The 19754-nt window shown below is 43.9% G+C and carries 15 protein-coding genes; 7 read left to right on the top strand and 8 right to left on the bottom strand.

The window, feature by feature from the left end; all coding sequences use genetic code 11:
• Positions 1-64: 64 nt before the first annotated feature.
• On the top strand, positions 65-1876 hold the full coding sequence (gene iorA / locus RUMAL_RS01675) for an indolepyruvate ferredoxin oxidoreductase subunit alpha (RefSeq protein WP_013497082.1): 1812 nt from the start codon (positions 65-67) through the stop codon (positions 1874-1876).
• Positions 1866-2438 (top strand): indolepyruvate oxidoreductase subunit beta, encoded by a 573-nt coding sequence (locus tag RUMAL_RS01670; RefSeq protein ID WP_013497081.1) that lies wholly within the window; start codon positions 1866-1868, stop codon positions 2436-2438. The genes iorA and RUMAL_RS01670 overlap by 11 nt, the downstream gene beginning before the upstream one ends.
• Positions 2439-2515: 77 nt before the next feature.
• On the opposite strand, the gene RUMAL_RS01665 is transcribed toward RUMAL_RS01670, so the two are convergent.
• Positions 2516-3358, bottom strand: coding sequence for a VanW family protein (locus tag RUMAL_RS01665; RefSeq protein ID WP_202946544.1), 843 nt, complete (start codon positions 3356-3358; stop codon positions 2516-2518).
• Between the two features lie 478 nt (positions 3359-3836).
• Between RUMAL_RS01665 and RUMAL_RS20460 the strand changes: the two genes are divergently transcribed.
• Complete coding sequence (locus RUMAL_RS20460) at positions 3837-5228, top strand: BspA family leucine-rich repeat surface protein (protein WP_013497079.1); 1392 nt, start codon at positions 3837-3839, stop codon at positions 5226-5228.
• A 241-nt stretch (positions 5229-5469) separates the two neighbouring features.
• On the opposite strand, the gene RUMAL_RS01655 is transcribed toward RUMAL_RS20460, so the two are convergent.
• Positions 5470-6414, bottom strand: a complete 945-nt coding sequence (locus RUMAL_RS01655) for a flavodoxin family protein (protein WP_013497078.1) — start codon at positions 6412-6414, stop codon at positions 5470-5472.
• A gap of 289 nt (positions 6415-6703) precedes the next feature.
• On the opposite strand from RUMAL_RS01655, the gene RUMAL_RS01650 reads away from it, so the two are divergent.
• Together RUMAL_RS01650 and RUMAL_RS01645 are read left to right on the top strand one after the other, a co-directional pair.
• Positions 6704-7069 carry an ACT domain-containing protein gene (locus RUMAL_RS01650; RefSeq protein WP_013497077.1) on the top strand — a complete coding sequence of 122 codons (366 nt, stop codon included), beginning with the start codon at positions 6704-6706 and terminating at the stop codon, positions 7067-7069.
• A gap of 175 nt (positions 7070-7244) precedes the next feature.
• A complete protein-coding gene (locus RUMAL_RS01645; protein WP_013497076.1) occupies positions 7245-8906 on the top strand; it encodes a glycosyl hydrolase in 1662 nt (553 codons plus the stop codon).
• Positions 8907-8985: 79 nt separating this feature from the next.
• Here RUMAL_RS01645 and RUMAL_RS20455 read toward each other — a convergent pair whose 3' ends face one another.
• Positions 8986-10572: a hypothetical protein gene (locus RUMAL_RS20455; RefSeq protein ID WP_013497075.1), complete on the bottom strand. Its 1587-nt coding sequence runs from the start codon at positions 10570-10572 to the stop codon at positions 8986-8988.
• 701 nt (positions 10573-11273) lie between these two features.
• Here RUMAL_RS20455 and RUMAL_RS01635 point away from each other — a divergent pair.
• A complete protein-coding gene (locus tag RUMAL_RS01635) occupies positions 11274-12014 on the top strand; it encodes a LytR/AlgR family response regulator transcription factor (RefSeq protein ID WP_013497074.1) in 741 nt (246 codons plus the stop codon).
• On the top strand, positions 12011-13357 hold the full coding sequence (locus tag RUMAL_RS01630) for a sensor histidine kinase (RefSeq protein ID WP_013497073.1): 1347 nt from the start codon (positions 12011-12013) through the stop codon (positions 13355-13357). The genes RUMAL_RS01635 and RUMAL_RS01630 overlap by 4 nt, the downstream gene beginning before the upstream one ends.
• Before the next feature lie 130 nt (positions 13358-13487).
• Here the strand turns inward: RUMAL_RS01630 and RUMAL_RS20450 are convergent, their stop codons facing one another.
• The 5 genes from RUMAL_RS20450 to RUMAL_RS01605 form a co-directional block, all read right to left on the bottom strand.
• The gene (locus RUMAL_RS20450; protein WP_013497072.1) at positions 13488-15437 is read right to left on the bottom strand and encodes a leucine-rich repeat protein; all 1950 of its coding nucleotides are present in this window, start codon (positions 15435-15437) and stop codon (positions 13488-13490) included.
• 658 nt (positions 15438-16095) lie between these two features.
• On the bottom strand, positions 16096-17619 hold the full coding sequence (locus RUMAL_RS01620) for a dockerin type I domain-containing protein (RefSeq protein ID WP_013497071.1): 1524 nt from the start codon (positions 17617-17619) through the stop codon (positions 16096-16098).
• 145 nt (positions 17620-17764) lie between these two features.
• Complete coding sequence (locus RUMAL_RS01615) at positions 17765-18268, bottom strand: Gx transporter family protein (protein ID WP_013497070.1); 504 nt, start codon at positions 18266-18268, stop codon at positions 17765-17767.
• A gap of 4 nt (positions 18269-18272) precedes the next feature.
• Positions 18273-18632, bottom strand: a complete 360-nt coding sequence (locus tag RUMAL_RS01610; protein WP_013497069.1) for a NusG domain II-containing protein — start codon at positions 18630-18632, stop codon at positions 18273-18275.
• On the bottom strand, positions 18629-19672 hold the full coding sequence (locus RUMAL_RS01605) for an FAD:protein FMN transferase (RefSeq protein ID WP_013497068.1): 1044 nt from the start codon (positions 19670-19672) through the stop codon (positions 18629-18631). Before RUMAL_RS01605 ends, RUMAL_RS01610 begins: the two co-directional genes overlap by 4 nt.
• Between the last annotated feature and the right edge of the window lie 82 nt (positions 19673-19754).

The following is a 19754-nucleotide window of genomic DNA, read 5'->3' as shown; positions in this document are numbered from 1 at the left end:
TACTTTTTTCTGATAATATGATATAATACTATAGGTAAATATCCATAAAAAAGGAGCGTTTTTTATGCATAAAGAATTTCTGATGGGCAACGCAGCCATCGCGAGAGGTGCGATAGCTGCGGGTCTGAATGTTATCTCCGGATACCCCGGCACACCATCCACCGAGGTACTGGAAACTGCTGCTAAAAACAATGACGGCAGTCTGTATGTGGAGTGGTCTGTAAACGAAAAGGCTGCGCTGGAGGTCGGTGCAGGTGCGGCTTACAGTGGTGCCAGATGCATGGTGACCATGAAGCAGGTGGGTCTGAATGTGGCTTCAGATCCGCTGATGAGCCTTGCATACATCGGAGTTAAGGGCGGCATGGTTATACTCGTAGCCGATGACCCGGGACCCATATCCTCACAGACCGAACAGGACACACGTACTTTCGCGGCTTATTCAAAACTCCCCTGCTTTGACCCCTCATCGGTGCAGGAAGCTTATGACATGATACAGACCGCTTTTGAGTACTCCGAAAAGTATCACACCCCTGTACTTTTCCGTCCGACTACAAGAGTCTGTCACGGATACGCATCTATTGAAGTAAAGGACGACAGCGAGCTGAAAAAGAACAGCCCCGAGGGATTTGTACGCGACCCAATGAAATGGGTAATATTCCCAAGACTTTCCTTCAAGGCACACGGCGATATAGAAAAGCGCAACACTGAGCTTTCTGCAGTATTCAGCGGCAGCGGACTTAATCCCACTATCGGCGGCACAGGCAAACGCGGCATCGCAACACACGGAATAAGCTATACCTACACCAAGGAAGCGCTGAAAGCACTGAATGTTGAAGTTCCACTTTTCAAGGTCGGCACCCCATTCCCATTTCCCGAAGAAGCTGCAAAAGCTTTTCTTGAGGGACTTGACGAAGTCCTCTGCATAGAGGAGCTTGACCCTGTCATCGAGAGAGGACTGATATACGTATGCGGAAAATACGGTCTTGATACGAAGATATACGGCAAGCAGACAGGCAATATCCCCACCGCAGGTGAGAACACCTGCACATCCGTAAAACACGCTGCTGCTTCTTTCCTTGGAATATATATCCCCGATGAAACAAAAGCTGAGGACGTTCCACCTCTGCCCGTAAGACCTCCTGTACTTTGTGCGGGTTGTCCTCACAGAGCATCATTCTTCGCGGTAAAGCAGGCAATGAAAGGCATCAAGAGCGTATTCTGCGGAGATATCGGCTGTTATACCCTCGGCAACGCCATGCCGCTTGATATGGTGGATACCTGCCTTTGCATGGGCGCAGGTGTGAACATCACCCAGGGCATCGGACGCATCGAACCAGATACAAAGTGTTTTGCTTTCGTCGGTGACTCAACATTTTTCGCATCTGCTATAACAGGTGTTGTGAACGCAGTGTACAATCAGGCTGACATGACGCTGGTAGTTCTGGATAACTCCACCACTGCCATGACAGGTCATCAGCCCCACCCCGGCACAGGCAGAACGATGATGGGTCAGGTAGTTGACAAGGTCAATATCGAACAGGTACTTCACGGTGTCGGAGTAAAGACCGTAGAAACCGTTGATCCGCTGAAACTTGATGAAGCTGTTACAACAGTAAAGCGCGTTGCAGAGGAAAAGGGTGTTAAGGCGATAATATTCAAATCGCCCTGCGCGGTGCTGATAAAGCCCGAAAGACCTGCGGTGATCGACACTGAGAAATGTATCAACTGCCAGAAGTGCAAGAATCTTCTGGGATGTCCCGGACTCGTTCTCAGGGACGGCAAGATAGCTATAGAGGAAAGTCTGTGCACCGGCTGCGGTCTGTGTGCGCAGGTATGTCCCGTTAATGCGATAGGAGGCGGCAAAAATGCAGAATAATATTCTTATATGCGGCGTTGGCGGACAGGGCATAGTGCTGACCTCAAAGCTTATCGCGGCTACAGCAATGGCAAAGGATATCCCCGTAATGAGCGCGGAGACTATCGGTATGGCGCAGAAGGGCGGAAGCGTATTCAGCTTTTTAAGACTGGGTGATGATCTTTACTGCCCCATGTTCCCCGAAAAAACAGCAGATCTTATCATAGCCTTTGAACCTGCGGAAGCAGTGCGTATGCTGCCTTATCTGAAAGAGGGCGGAAAGGTGATCGTGAATACTCACCCCATCGTTCCTGTTACTGTATCACTGAAAGGCACATCATACACAGGCAGAGAAATGCTTGAATATCTTGAAAAGAACGTTGCTGAATTAGAAACCATCGACGGTGAAGCTGCCTGCAGAGAGGTAGGTTCTCCCAGAGCGCTCAACATGATAATGCTGGGAAGATCGGTACGCACAGGCGTGCTGCCCTTCGGCATAGACGATGTTGAGGACACCATGAAAAAAACTGTTAAGCCACAGTTCATAGATATGAACTGCAAGGCTCTCAGGCTGGAGATATAAGGATAAAGGGGCTGTTGCAACACGCAACAGCCCCTCACTATTTATACTAGACTATTTATTTGTCATCAGCTTTGATATCACACTGCAGGTTGCTGATCAACTATCGTCAGATCAGATGTATCATAACATACCCTCGCGTGGTTATGCCTTATTACCTCTTTTGAAACGTGCACTCCCGAGCGGCGGTCGACTTTTTCGCGGTAAACATCTCCGTTACGGTAAACTACACCGTCTTCACGGGAAAAATATACATTCTCTGCCTGTATATGGAACTTGTAATCCTGCCTTTTTTCTGCCCTAAGTTCACCGCAGAGATACTCATCGGTCGTATAGATTATAAGCTGATAAGTATTGTCGGTATCGTTGCGGAAGCGGTAATCAAGATAATTGTACATTATAGATGTACCTGTACCGAAAGGTATAGTTCTGTTGAAATCAGGGAAAAGGTCTATCTGATCGTGGTGGTGATGTTCGGTGATAGTCATTTCGGAATGGAGTATCATCCAGTGTATCAGATTGGTCATCTGGCACATACCTCCGCCAAGACCGGAGGACGGATGATCGGAAAATATGGTCAGCCCCTCGCGGTAGCCCTTTTTCACTGTAAGACTGCCGACAAGATTCCAGAAGGAAAAAGTTTCACCCGGATGAATAAGTACACCATTTATCTTCGGGGCTGCAAGCGAAAGATTGACAGCCTTGTTTTCCTGAAGCTGCATATTTACATTTCCAAGACGCCTGCGTATAAGGGAATTGTGCTTGTATATCACGTATTCCAGCTTGTCCTCGGAGATAGTGCGGGCGAATGTATGCTTATCTTTAAGATCGTGCAAGAATCTGAGTGCTTCGCATTTTTTTACGGATAAAGCATATGTAAGGGGACATAACTCACAAAATAGTTTTCTCTTCATTTTTTTCATTACCTTCTCTTTCAAACATATTAGTTTTATTATACATTATAATAGACGTTCAAAAAGCTCAAAAGTTTCAAAATCTGCGTAAATCATATGTTAATTTTCAGTGAATTAAAATCACCATAGCGATATATATATCAAAGCAGCGCACAAACTTCTAGAAAATGGTATTTCCAGGAACTTACACTAATCGGCACATCGATCAAGCAAGTCGGGATCCGGCAAGCGAGGCCCAAAATATCACAGAAGTATTAATTATATTATTTACATACAAATCATCGTACTTACTTTAGTTCATTGAATAAATTATAAATTAACAAGCTATCATTTTATTGAGAACCCACGAATGATCAAATGATAATACAAAAATCATTGACATTGATTTTTATATGTGCTATCATAGTTCTTGAAATATCGGTTAAAATATTGTCATACCGCTAAACAGTCTTTCGGTGGGCAATAACTGTAAAACGGAGGAACGATCATGCAGGTAAAGAAATTTATGGCAGTAGTAATGTCACTTTGTATGGCAGCAGGTGCTGTCAGCTACGGAACACCAATAATCACAAAAAACATCACAGCTCAGGCCGCTTCAATTGATTGCAGCTGTTATTCCTTTGACGAAACAACAGGTGTGCTCACCCTCAGAGGAGAGGTAGATCGTGATACATTAAAGGAATTCGGCTATTATAATGATGTAAAAGTAATATCTGTAACAGCCGAGGAGGGAACAGTACTCCCGAACAACAGCAGCAGCCTTTTTTACTATTACAATAATTGCACTTCTATAGATCTTTCAAAGGCTGATGCAAGCAGCGTAACAGATATGAGCTCAATTTTTGCTGAGTGTTCTGCGCTAAAAAAAATAGCTGTACGTGATCTCGACACAAGCAAGGTCACGAATATGGCTGATATGTTCAGCGGATGTAAGAATCTGTCTTCGATAGATCTCAGTGGATTTGATACAAGTAATGTTACGGATATGTCCGGTATGTTCTATGGCTGCACCAACCTTTCTTCACTTGATCTTAGAAGTTTTGATACAAGCAAGGTCACAGATATGAGTGCCATGTTCTTAAACTGCAAAAAGCTGACTGCACTTGATGTAAGCGGATTTGATACAGGTAACGTTACAAATATGGGCAGTATGTTCTATTGCTGTTCAGGTATTTCCAGACTTGATCTTAGCAGATTCAACACATCCAATGTTACACTTATGTACAGTATGTTCAACGGCTGTTCTGCTCTGACAAAGCTTGATATAAGCGGTTTTGATACACGTAAAGTCACAGAGATGTACACTATGTTCGGAGGCTGCACCGCCCTGACTTCCCTTGATCTCAGCAGTTTTGACACAAGTGAGGTCATATACATGAACGATATGTTCACCCTATGCGATGGTCTGAATACTATCACCCTTGGCAAGGATTTCAAAAATATAGCACAAAATACATATCTGCCAAATGGCGACGGATGGGTAAATGTTAATGCACCCAAAACCATTATAAGCGGAAACGGTAAATATGCAGTTATCGAAAACAGCGGAAAGAACACCTACAAGCGCTTTGGCACCGATACAGGAAACTCCGACAGCACTAATACATATCCCACAAATATCAAGGTCGAATACAGCGAGACATATCACCAGGTAAGATTTACATGGAACAAGGTGGAAGGCGCTGACAGATACGGCATAGCTGTATACCTTGCAGGCAAGTGGAGGATACAGACTCAGAACATAACAGGCACTGTATACACATCACCCAAGAACCTCACCACCGGCAAGACCTACAAAATCGCTGTTGCTGCAAGAGTGAACGGCAGTTGGGATACAACAAACCCGATCAAAAATGCCGTGACTGTTACCGTAAAGTGACAGGTCAGCATTGTAAATATCTCTCAAACTCAAAACGGACAGCTGATCTTTGTCGGATGGCTGTCCGTTTTCAGCAGCATATCCCCAGTATCTGTGAGTTTGACTATACCCATAAATAGCGCCCCTTCCTAAACATCAGAGAGGGCGCTATCGTCTTTTACATCAAAATGTTAATCATCCCTATGCGGATAGCAGAGGCTGCAGCCCACACATTATCAGCATACTATTCCCTAATAGACAATTATATTCCCGGGAACTTTATCTTTTTATATTTCTCCAGTTTCTCTGCAACAGTTGCGCGCTTCTGGGGATCCATAAAGAAACCGCCCTGTGTATCTGCGATCTCGTCACAATGAACTCCTCTGCCTTCCTCGGAAGTACGGTCACGTTCAAGTCCGTTTGCTGCTATCACAAATTTCCACTTGCCGTCATCTGTCTTGACAAGATCTCCGCCTGCACCGCATACTGCACATTCTATAGGATACTGTAATCCCTTCCACTGGGGTTCGCCAAGGCAAAGACAATTGCTGTGGCAGTTAGGACACCAGCCTGCATCAGGCTCACCCAGCCACTGACGCTCTGCGGCAGGGGTATTCAGTGACTTCATGATATTTGCACCTATCTCTCTTGCCCTTGCAAGCTTTTCCTCGTGCAGAAGAACCTGTGCGGGAGCGGGCACCATTGTTGCCATGTACATATCAACTATCTTGAAGCTGTTTGAGAATGTAGCTGCCTGCATACATTCCAGAGCCATCGACTGCCATGAACGTGTTGAACCGCCCACAGCGATGAGGGCACCTACACGGTCACGGGGAGCTATAGCGCCTATCTTGGTAAGGAATGCAGTTTCATACGCGAGGTTGCGGTGCATGAATTTCAGGAAAAGCGAGGACGGCATAAGCGCGTATGTAGGTGCTGAAAAAATAACAGCATCCTGATCGAGAAGAATGTCCATTATCTTTTTCTTATCGTCCTTTTTGTCAAGTGAACAGCCTGTATGCTTACCCATTGACATTCCCATTGTACATGAAGTACAGCCTGTGCAGTCAAGCAGTTCATAGTCCTTGAGATTGATCATAGTTATCTCAGCACCCTGCTCCTGACAGACAAGAAGTGCCTCTTTCAGCAGTATCTCACAGTTGCTGTCCTTACGTCCGGCAGTAACGCCCATTACTTTGAATCCCATAATATTCTCCTTTTAATGATCTTATATGGTCATCTCACTGTTATACCGGTGTATAAAGCGGTGTGTTCAAGGAATGACCATATATTTTTACTAAGTTTTACAACTCAGACTGTTCACACCGTATTACTTAGTATAGAATATAATAACAGAACAATCAAGCCAACTATTGCTGTATTGTTCACTTTATTGGTTGACGATTGACTTTTTTGGGGCTGAATGATATAATTCAGGTAGAGTATCGGCAGTTTGACTGCCTGAAAGATCAGATTTTTAGGAGGAAACAATATCTATGGAGCTGAAGATCATCAATTATGAGCTTACTGTATGTAAAGTATCAAAGTTTTCGGATATCGACGTGGATACTGATTTTTATTTTATAGGTAAGACCGATGAAGAATTATCATTGGTGTGCAGATCAGAGGATACGCCGCAAAACACTATCGAACGTGATGACGGATGGAGAGGTTTCCGTATCCAGGGAGTTCTTGACTTTTCATTGATCGGTATACTTTCAAAACTATCCGGCATCCTGGCAGAACATAAGATCGGCATATTCGCAGTATCAACATATAACACGGATTATATCCTTGTGAAAGAAGAAAACTTTGAACGGGCATTGGATGCTTTGACCTCAGAAGGATATACCATAGTATAAATACTGATCTGCATTTGTGATCATTTATGCAAACAGACAAGGTAATCCTTTTCTGAAAACAATTTCATTCTCTTTTTTGCGGGAAATATCCTGAAACTATTTACAAAGGCGGTCATTCATGTTAGAATGATACAGCAGAAGGATTCTGTATGAATAATTTTCGGAGGGATAATCAATGGATAATATCAAAGCAAGGCACAAAAGGGTGCTGGCAGCTGTATGCGCTGCAGTCTGTGTTCTGGCATCAGTACCTGTTTCAGCTGAGAAAGCTGCGGCAAGATATGAGGCTGAGAAGGCAGTACTGGACAAAGTTGACGTTCAGGGAGATTATGTAAGCCTGAAAAGCGAGGGCAGTGTGACTTTCAAGGTGGAGATATCTGAGACCGGCTGGTACGATCTGGATTTCATAAGTTCGGGCATTGGCGGCAGCAAGGAGAACAACGCTTCCGTAGATGGTGAGTTCACAGGCAGATTCAAGTCTGAAAGCGGCGCTATGAACGATTCGGAAATAAAGAATGTATTCATGGAAAAGGGCAGCCATGACATCACTGTGACACCCTCATGGGGCTGGATAAACATCGATGCACTGGTGATAAATGCAGCACAGCTGAAAAACAGCTACGATGTTAAGGGTGAGCTTTCAAATAAAAATGCCACTGACAGCACCAAGCGTCTTATGGCTTTCCTGAAAGACAACTACGGTATGAAGACAATTTCGGGACAGCAGTGCGACGGCGGTCTGAACGGCACAGAATTTAAGGTAATAAAGGAAGCTACAGGCAAGACCCCTGCACTGGTCGGACTTGACCTTATGGACTACACACCGTCAAGAGTATCTCTTGGCGCAAAGGGAAACTCAGTAGAAAAGGCAATTGAATTCTCTAAGGCAGGCGGAATAGTTGAGATGTGCTGGCACTGGAGCGCACCCAGAAAGTACATAAAAGAGGGAAAAGACAGCAACGGCAACCCCATGTGGTGGGGCAGTTTTTACACCGCAAATGTTACTATTGATTTTGATGCTGTAATGAACGGCAAGGATCCCGAGGGTTATAAGCTGCTGATGTCTGATATTGATACTATAGCAGCTGAACTGAAAAAACTGCAGGATGCAGATGTTCCGATACTGTTCAGACCTCTCCACGAGGGCAGCGGCGGCTGGTTCTGGTGGGGCAGTGGAAGCGCGAACAGTTACAAAAAGCTCTGGGTGACCATGTATGACAAGCTTACAAATGAACATGGTCTGAACAATCTGATATGGGTATACAACGGTCAGTCAAAGGACTGGTATCCCGGAGATGAGTATGTGGATATCATCGGTGAAGACATATACCCCGGCAAGCAGGTGACTTCTCCTCAGTCAAGCAAGTTCCTGGAGGCTGCAGATTATACCGATGACACAAAGATAGTAACCCTTTCGGAGAACGGCTGTCTTTTTGATCCCGATGTAGCTCATGACAGAAATACCCTGTGGAGCTGGTTCTGTATCTGGGGCGGAGAATTCGTTCGCAGCGGCAGCAAGCTTTCGGAAGAGTACTCCACCGCTGAGATGTGGAAGAAAGTCTATAACAGCGAATATGTTCTGACACTGGATGAGCTCCCCGACCTTAGATCTTATCCCGTCGAAGGTGATGTACCACCCGTAGATGATCTTCAGACAGGTGATATCAACCACGACGGCAAGGTAGATGTTACTGACATTTCTCTTGCAGCGGCACTGGTCAAGGGAATAAAGACACCTAAGGACAAAACCGCAGCCGATGTAAACGGCGACGGCAAGGTGAATATTACAGACATTTCACTGATAGCTGCACATATTAAAGGGATAAGAAATCTTTGAACATATAGATAACGCAAAAAGGCGGTCCGTTATTGGACCGCCTTATTTAATTGCAGAATTATCTGTTATAACAGCCTTATTACTGAACAGTTACGTTGAAGGATCTGCTATCAATAGCATCAAGATCCCAATTGCCGTCGATCTTAGCAATAACTACCATCTCATAGGAGCTGTCAACTATCAGCTTAGGAGAAGTATAAGAAGTATCTTCGGTGCGGCCGATGACCTTCCACTTGCCTGCAAGCTTAACAGCAACAGCGTACTCATCTGCATCATCTACTTCATCCCAATGCAGTCTGAACTGATGGAACTGTCTGCTGTACTCAATATCGTTGACCTGAGGATATTCAGCATCCTTGGGAGATACAGTGATAACATTGGAATCATCCATGTTCCACCTACCGTTGAACATAGCTACTACTGCTACCTTGCACTCGTGACCGGGTTTCAGATTTTTCAGATCATAAGAATTGCCGTGAACCTGATCCAGAAGTGTCCAGGTTCCGTTTACGTAACCGGCAACACCATACTTCTGTGCACCGTATACGTTATCCCATTTCAGAGTTACCTTCTTATAACCCTCCTCGTGGGTAACTTCGGGGTTATACTTCACCTTTGCCTCAGTCTGGATAGAATTGCTGTATGCCTTGCCGTCAACAAATACAGTAGCGGTATAGATTGTCAGACCCTTAGAATAAGCAGTTGTAATGTTTACTTCCTTTTCGCTGATATCGCTCTCGCTGCCGTCAGCCTTGAACAGCTTGGGAACTGCGGTGTATGTACCGTCCTCAAGAAGGATCCAGTTCCATGTTACATAGTTGATCTTCTCAATAATTGCACCCTTGCCGTCTACATATACGGAAGAATTGGGATCGAATGCAGCACCGTCCTTACCATCTACGCCATCGGGATAACCGCCCCATGAGTTGCTGCTCTTTACGCCCTTGCCGGCTTTTCCGCCCTTAAGGTCAAAATCGCCACCGTAGATTGTGATCTTGCCTGCCAGTGCATATCCGCCGTTTCCGCCGTTGCCTGCATACCAGCCATCGCCACCATTGCCTGCATTACCGCCCTTAGCGATAACTTTGCCGCCATATACAGTTATATCACCATCGATAGCTGCTACACCGGGAACACCGCCGTTACCGCGCAGCCAGCCTGTGCTGCCATATCCCTGTGCAGAATCACTTGCAGTAGCATCTACAGTACCGCCGTAAATGTTTATAGTACCCTTGATAGCATTGTGACCGAACTGGTTTGTACCTTCATTGGGAGCACCAACTGCGATAAGTGTACCTTCACCATAAACGTTGAGTACAGCGCCTTCTTCGATAACTATACCCTGAGAAGCAGTAAGTGTAGCACCCTCGTTCAGTGTAAGATCAACTACGCCTGAAACGGTGATAACACTGTCAACAGTAACGTTTCCGTCTTCAATTACGTAACTGCCTGTTTTGAGTGCGCTGTAATCTACAACTTCAACTTCTTCAGCTGCAGTAGTTTCATCATCGGTAACTACTTCATCAGCAAGGACTGCAAGCTCAAATTCATCAGCATTTGCTGCTATGCTTGTAAAACCGCAAACACCTGCAGGTATCATTCCTGCTGCCATGGTAAGTGCGATCAGACCTGCCGCTACCTTTTTTGCATTTTTTCTCTCGTTCATTTTCTAGTTCCTCCTTAGAATGAATATGATATTTTAAAAGCGTATCCATTACCACTGTGGATACCCTTTTATTGACTGAAAAGTATTCCTGAAAGATAAGGTCAATATACAGATATATCCGATACAGACAACATTCTGTATATTCATAAGACGACCGTACAACTCAGAACAAAAGTTTACAGATGATTTAGTTTTATTATATTAAATCTCCACAAATAATCCATTTATTTGCATTTTTGCTATCATTAAAATCACTATTATTAATATTTTTTATATATATTTAAAGATTTATCTTATATATTTGACATAAAAATATATCATATCTGCAACCGGGAATCGCCTGTCCCGGCGACATATACAATAACTATCCTTCAATCTATCGTCTTAGAAAAGTTAGCAACAGCGCACTTAAATGCACATACATCCGATAAAACCGCTATTCTTCCGAATGATGAGATCATCATTTTTACACGAAAATGTCATCTTTTGCTGTTCATAAAGTTTTGAACAAATGGTAGATGTGCTTCATTTTCAACGCTATACTAAGAATTGTAATATAAACGAACGAAAATGTCAATAGAAATTGCGTGAGTTGTATAAAACTTACGTGAACGGTCATTTTTCATCTTGTATTTTAATTGTCACTATGGTATAATATATTTGTATATATTAAGCAATAACTTAGTCAGAGAGGTGAATTTATGGAGCTTAATATCGCGGTCGTTGATGACCTTGAACACGACCGCATCGTCATAAAGAACTGCCTTGACCGTTTTTTCAACGATCGTCGCAACTGTAATGTAAGGACAGCAAATTACTCATCCGCCGAGGAATTTCTAAGATCCTACCGAAAAGGTATGTTTGAGATCGTATTTATTGATGTGTGCATGGGTGAAATGGACGGACTAACGCTTGCAGAACAACTGCGTATAGCTGACCGTGATATCGGTATCATTTTTATGTCCACCACACGCGATTTCGTTTTTCAGTCATTCCCTTCCCAGCCCAAAGGCTACCTGTGCAAGCCCTTTGAGTATGCTGCCTTTGCCGAGATCATGAGCAGGACCATACGTGATATGGATGCAGAGGAAAAAATGCTGAAAGTAAACATCCCACACATGGTAGTTGAGATACCCCTTTCCGAGATAGTCGCTGTGCTTTCCAATAATCACTCAGTCGATGTTAAACTGATCACAGGCGAAGTAAAGCATAGCATCATGCTGTTCGGCGAACTGGAATCTGCTTTGGAAAATGAGCCGAATTTCCTGTTCTGCAGCCGAGGCGTAATAGTCAACATGGATTATGCCTCACAGGTCAGGGGCGATCAGATAATCATGCAGGACGAGATCATATATCCGGTCCGCAGACGCGGGCGCAAGGATATTCTTGCAAAATTCACGAAGTACGCTGCATCGCGTATGCGCAGGAGGCTCGATATATGAATTTCAGCCTGATGCTGCGGTATTTCACCGAGCTTGCAATGATCATACCTGCCGCTGCCATCGCTATAATTCCTGTGTATCGTTTCCGAAGGGTCAACAAACCGTTTCTGTTCTGCTCACTTGCGATACTGCTCTCGTTCTTCACTATAGGCGGCGCCGCACTATGCTCAATTATGCGGATCCCAACGAATACCCTGCTTTTCCCATCAATGGCGACACTTTTTATAATATATCATTTCTGCTTTGAACTGTCCGTTTTCAAAAAAATATTTGCGTTTGCAAATTCTGTATTCCTGTGCGGCTTTGCTACCACCTACAACACATTTCTCACCGCGCCCCTTGAACTGAAAAACACATATAATGTCTATACCCAGCTTTCAGGTACGATATGTCTTGGGGTCGCATCATCTATCGGGGTGGTCTTTGCACGAACGCTGTTCAAAAAGATTCCGGATATGTTTGATAACGAAAGTCTCGATCAGGCTTGGCGCGTTCTTTCCATAGCCCCTGTAGTGGGTGCTGTTGTAATTATCTGGATAAATCCCGTCAGTGCGGAGAATGTCATGACAGGCAGACTGAGAAAGATTTGCATTGTTACATTTCTTAATATCCCGCTGATAACGTTGTTCCTTTTTCATATACTTTGGTGGCTTTCAAATAAGCTGACCGAGCGTGCGGAAATGGAACGAAGCCTTGACCTGTTTCAGATGGAAGAAAACCAGTACAGAAAAACAAGGCGCTACTTACAGGAATCCTCCCAGCTCCGCCACGATTTCCGCCAGCATATACTCCTCATCAATGAATATCTGAAAAAAGGTCAGACGGACAAACTGAACGAATACCTCGCTCCCCTTGTGGAGCATATCTCACAGAGTCACAAAATACTATGCGAAAATCAGGCAGTAGATGCTATAGCAAGTCACTATGATGAAGTTGCAAAGTCGCTGGAGATCGCGATAAACTGGTCCATAGACTTAGGTGATGATCTGCCGGTGAAAGAATCTGATATGTGCGCAGTTATGGGAAACCTGGTGGAAAATGCCATACGTGCAGCATCCGAGCTTGACGGTGACAACCGTCTTGTAAATGTCCGAATAGGTATGCTGAACCCGAAAACACTGGTACTATCCATATACAATCCCTATCGCGGCAGAATAGAGATTGGCAGGAACGATCTGCCGATAACTAACAAGGATGGGCATGGCATAGGTCTTCATTCTGTACAGAACATCGTGAAACGATACAAAGGCTCAATGGTCATCGAAACTCACAACGGGATATTCAACGTAAGCATACTCATGTACCGCCCCGAGCAAGAAGCTGTCACGAGCCCCGCACGCTGATACTGATATTATGATCCCGCCGATACAATATTATGTTTATCCAAAAAGAAGTTCCCCCGTATGATATATGCGGGGGAATTTCTTGAGAGGAAGTATATTTATGAATTCTTATCATTGATATATTGCTATCTTATTTCATTATCTTCTTGCCCTTTATATGAGCTGCCAGCAGCGAAAGATCGGTAACATTGACTGTGCTGTCGTTGTTTATGTCTGCAACCTTACCATTACCAAGCATCTTCTTGCCCTTTATGTGAGCTGCTATCTTGGATATATCAGATACATTTATGTTTCCGTCATTGTTTAAATCGCCTTTTCCGGAAACTGCAGCTGATGTATTCTTGTTGTCAGCTTTGATAGTATCTAATCTGGGTTCGCTGTTCTGTACCATAACATCGCCGGAGTACATTGGAGCTTCAAGAACTTCAAAACCTACGTTTGCGTATGATGCAAGTCTTTGTGCTGTAGTATTTGCACAGCCTCTGATCTTAAATCCGGGAACGCTGTAGTTGAAAGATGTAGCGGTGATATTTTTCAGGCTCTTGGGAAGAGTGATGGTCATTATCGAATCACATTTCTGGAATGCATAAGCTGCGATAGTGGTAAGACCCTCGTAGAAAGTAACTTCGGAAAGGCTGGTGCAGCCATAGAATGCGCGCCACTTTACGTTTTCAACACTACCGGAGATATTCATATTGGTAAGTGCGCTGCAGTTTGAGAATGCATATTCATTCAGGTTCTTAACGCCGCCCTCTATGGTAACGGACTTGAGGCTCTGGCATTCCTGGAATGTTGCAAGTTCTATTGTTTCGATGCTGCCGGGAACGGTAACTTCTGCAAGTGCAGAACATTCCTTGAAAGCTTCCTGACCCATATATGTAACGCTGTCGGGTATAACTGCCGACTGAAGGCTTCTTGCTTCGAGGAAAGCATTTGAACCTATGGTGGTAACACCTTCGGGTATAACTATCTTCTGGAGAGCTGTGCAGGAAACGAATGCGTAATCTCCGATCTCCTTTACGCTTCCGGGTATAGAAACATCGGTCATCATGCTATTCAGTGCGAATGCGTTATCACAGATAGCCTTTGTGCCGTTGGGTATAACTACTCTGCCTGAACATTTTCTGCCGTCGATCACGATATTGTTGACTACTACGAGAGAGCTCTTAGCCTGCTGAGCTGCAAGCCACTTTGTATCTGTAAAAGCATCGTAGCCGATGTATGTAACGCTGTTGGGTATATATATACTTTCAAGATTGTAACAGCCCTTAAAAGCATCATAGTCTATACTTGTTACGCTGCCGGGTATTATTATGTTCCTTATTCTGCCGCAGCTGCCAAATGCGAATGCGCCTATGGACTTTACGCTGTTAGGTATGCCAACGCCGGAAATATTATTGTTCTTTGCAAAAGCATTACCGCCGATACTAACTACACCGTCAGGTATCTTTACATAACCGTTGCAGTTTCTGCCGTCGAGAACTACGCCGTTTACGATGACCAGATCGCTCTTTTTCTGCATATTTTCGAGCCACTTGGTTGCGTTGAATGCCATACCGTGGATATTTGTAAGGTTCTTAGGCAGGCTGACTTTTTCGAGATTTGTGCAAGAATCAAAAGCTCCGTAGCCTATCTCAGTAACGCCGCCGGGTATAGTTATCTTGGTAAGAGAAGTGTTGCCGAAGAAAGCATACATACCTATCTTTTTCAGACCGCTTGCATTGCTTATTGTCCTGAGGTTTGTGCAGGAATAGAAAGCATACATATCGATTGTGGTAACTGTTTCGGGTATTGTAACGCTGTTGATGTAGGATTTTCCACTGAAAGCATATCCGCTTATGCCAACAACAGGCACGCCATTGATATAAGAAGGTATAACAACGTTAGATTCGCCGCCGTTGTAGCCCTTAATATTTATGCCGCTTCTGACGTCATCTATGAAAGCATATTCAAAATAGCCTTCCACTCTGTCTGCGCTTGCAGTAATGGAGGTATCTATTATATTTATGCTCTGAGGAATTGCTGTTCCGCCGAATACTAAAGCGATAGTCATAAGTCCTGCTAAAAATCTCTTTGTCATAAAGATCCCTCCACTCAAATTACCTTTTGTTATTTGTTTATACCACGAAATATAAAGTACACATTCAAAATAATTATCAAGTTAATTTTTATAATTTATATTGAATTTGCCTATATCATTTATCCTGATTAAATTATACATTATTATGTAATAATTATCAAGGAAGTTTGGGTATACTTTTCTTTAATAGGGGAGCATTTTTAATTAATTATTTTCAGAAAACATTTTCGTTTCCATATATAGTGTTTTGTGCTCATTTGATATCTATATATAGTAAAAACATCTCGAAAAAGTTAACATTTGCTTTTCGTAACTTTCGCTCGTTTCGTAATTTTTTGTAAACAAATAGCGTTTTTTTGTAGCAATATGTAAGTTTTTTAATAAAATACCGCCTTATGTCCAACACGATGATACGATATTTTTACGGGCATAACAAAAACAGTTTGTGCTATTATTACAAAAAACGACATGGATCGCACTCGGGATCTGGAACGATACTATATTATTGTTTGTTTCGACAAAAAAGAAAAGGACAGATACGTTCTATAGTATCTGTCCTTTGGTATTTCAGTTTTGGTGTAACAAACAAAAAGCACCTCTTTCATCAAAAAAAGAGGCGCTTTCTGCTCTGTATATTATGAATATGAAATCGGATGGCTTACTTTATAAGCTTGATGCCCTTGACATGAGCAGCTATAGCAACGATATCGCTAACATTTACCTTACCGTCACCGTTTACATCAGCTGCCTTGAATCCCTTTTCGTCAAGCTGCTTTTTGCCTTTGACATGAGCTGATATCATGGATATATCAGTAATGTTTACGGCATTATCTCCGTTTACATCACCGCTATTATATTCAACAGGCTCCACACCAGCCTTTTTGGTGTATGTGAATGCCAGATCATTATCATAGCCTGTTGCCTTTACAGTTATCTCAAAATTCTCGCCCTCAGCAAATACATCGCTCTCGGTATCAAGTGTGCCGTCGCCCTTGATGATCACCTTAGCTCTTTTGCCCTTTGCGGAATACTCCTTTTCATTTACAGTAACGGAAGAAATATTCTTGATATATGCTTCGAGCTGTTCAGCTGTAAAGCCCTCAGCTGCAGTCAGCTTATTCTCCTCACCGTCAAATGCAGCAGGAAGATCAGCTGTTGTCAGCATAAAACTTGTAGAGATATCTGCATACTTGCCCTTGCTGTCCTTAGCAGAAAGGGTATAGCTGCCCGGATTTGCATTTGCAAAAGTAAATCCGTTATCCTTGAATACAGCTTCAAGACCCTCGATGCTGTATGAGATATCAAAATCCTCGGGAACATCTGTCAGTACTATATCTGCCTTGCCTGCACTTACAGCAGTGTTTTCAACAGCGATTCCGCCAACAAACTTAACAGGAACATAAACCTCACCTACATCTACCTTAACATAGCCTGTCGCAGTGATGTATTCCATCTCGGTAATGGTATTTCCCATCAGGCTCTCAAAGCCCTGGTAATCAAGTGCGATGCCGTGAGACTCGGTGGTCTTTACACCTGATGACCATGAGAACTCCGCATTTCTCCAGATGTTCTGCTCGTGACGGAGTGCGTAAGCTTCACCGTTCTTGGTCTTTATGATTATACCATAGATGACAGTACCGTTCTCGGGCTTGCCTGTAACATTTCCTGCATAATCGCCCCAGGGGGTATTGGTGTTCAGTGTCATGGAACCTGTTACATTATCGGGGTTCTCATCGTTTACAGCCGAGAAGCTTGCATCACCTTCAGCAACGGTAACGGTCTTGTAAGCTTCGGGCTTTTCGGAAACTGCAGTAAAACCGTAGTTGTTCTCGCCCAGAGCCTCAAGGTCTGCCTGCTTTATTGCAACGGGGTATACAACGCCGTAGATCTTACCCAGTTCATCAGAACCTTCCTCGCCCGCATTGTTGTATGTACCTTCAAAAAGCTGACCCTCACCGTTCATCCTCGTCTTGTTGACAGTTGCAGAAGTTACAGCATCAAGGCCATCAGCATTGCTCAGGTTCTCAGCCTCAGCCTCATAAAACTTTGCATAGGGTATCTTCATAGTGCCGTATACGTATTCCTCTGCCTTTACCTCATCGGCAAAAACATTCATAGGTATCGAAGCTGCTGCCATTGCAGCACATATCGACAAGCTGAAAATTCTTTTTGTTTTTCTCATATTTACTACTCCTTATCATTATATATTTATGCCGCAAAGTTAGATATAGCTAACCGCATGGCATATTACCTTGTTTCTGCATTAGTATCATACCATATCACTAGAAATTCGTCAATTCTTTTTGACAAATGTTTACAAGTAAGTTTTAGCTAACCTTGCCGGATCTTTTAAGTCTTCTGCAGACCATCTGTGCGCACAGACCCGTGAAAGCTCCAGCGATACACCCCGATAACATCAGGAATGGCAGATATGCTATGACCGACGTACTTTTCAGCACAAGTATAGCAACGGCTATCTGACCGATATTATGCAGCACAGCACCTGCTATGCTCAAAAACCACATATTGTCCTCATGTATGATCTTTTTCAGAAAAACCATACCGACAAAGCAGAGGGTGCCGCCTGCTATACTGTACCACAGCGCCATAAGATTGCCGCTGAACAGTGCCCCCAGAAGTATCCTGCTGTACAGCATCATGGCAGTTTCTCCAGGGCGGTAGTTGTAAATGCAATACACGGTCACAATGTTTGCAAGACCAAGTTTTACCCCGGGAATGGGAACGATATCGGGTATACGCAATTCAACAATGAATATTATAAGCGCAAGGCAGGTCAGCAGACCAAGGCGCGTAAGTTTTTTTGTATCCATCATCTCACCTCGCTGTACCGTCGATATCGCTTTCCTCATACTCTATCACAAGTCTGTTCGGCAGACATACTATGGGCTTACCGTCCTCCAGCCATCCTGTATCCACACATATATGGTCGGGACAATCAGCATCCTTCATACGTATCCTGCCGTCTTTTATCTCAATGATATTTTTTCTGCCATTGTATGTTACTTCTATAGTCCTGTCCTTTTCAGATGAAAGGTCTATGCGGTAAAGCACTTTGCCGTCCTGTGATATAACTGCTGTTTTGCCGTTTTTCGGTTTCATGATGTGTGCGCACCATACCGCAGCTGTCGAAAGTATCAACAATGTAATGATGATACAGATAGTTCTTGTTCTCATCTTTTTACCACTGTTACATTTCCCGCTGAAGGAGCAAAACTATCGGATATGCCTTCGGTCACATATATACCGCCTTCATCCGATACCAGTATCATATCGAAATCACCATTTTCCCGCCAGTATCCGCAGGCATCATCAAGACCCATAACATACAGCGATGTCGAAAGCGCATCGCACGTCCTGCCCTCATTTCCGATTATCGTGACACTAGCCAGACCGCTTTCGGCAGGTCTGCCTGTTTCAGGGTCTAGGATATGCTTGTATATCACTCCGTCCTGTTCAAAGAATCTTTCGTATCCGCCCGATGTTATGACTGCACATTCTCCAACAGATAGTGTGCCTATACTTCCCTCCCCGAAGGGATCGCGTATGCCTACCTTCCATTTTGTGCCATCAGGCTTTGTATCTCCTACGGTCTGTATATTACCGCCAAGGTCAAGCAGTGCCGAAGTCACTCCCTGATCTTTCAAAGCCTCTGCCGCAGCATCTCCCGCACAGCCCTTCGCTATTGCACCAAGATCAATCTCGGTGTTTTCAGGAACAGACACTTTTCCGCTGTCCACCTTTATCATATCAACGCCCTTACATTCCAGGAGCGCAGATATCTCATCTTCATCGGGAACACGGTATTCACCCGTGGTAAAGCCCCACGCCCTCAGTACAGGATAAAGGGTGATATCAAGTGCTCCTTTTGTACGTCTGTGCATATCTGTTGCAAAACTGAGTATCTCTTCGGTCTCGGTACTTATTTCCACATCAGTTCCGCCGCTGTGGTCGATAGCGTATATCTCACTGTTTTCGTCAGTTACAGACCAGAGTTTTTCAAGCCTTGTTATTTCCTTCTGCGCAGCTTCGATCCCTTTTTCGCCGTTTTTACCATAGGCAGTGATCGTCATATAGGTATCCATAGCGAATACCGAGCCGCTGCTTTTCTTTTCACCTGTCACACCTGCGATGCTGTCATCGGGAGCATCTGCAGCACATGAGGTAAGTATGAACAGTACTGCCGTAATAACAGCTGACACAATTTTATTCTTCATCCTTTTCTCTCCGATCTGCCGCTGTTTTATGTCACGAAGGCAGCTGCACCGTTAGTACCATAACTTCTTTATCACTGCCAAA

This window comes from Ruminococcus albus 7 = DSM 20455, assembly GCF_000179635.2.
GTDB classification, from domain to species: domain Bacteria; phylum Bacillota; class Clostridia; order Oscillospirales; family Ruminococcaceae; genus Hominimerdicola; species Hominimerdicola alba.
This window is presented reverse-complemented; position numbering and strand designations above follow the sequence as displayed.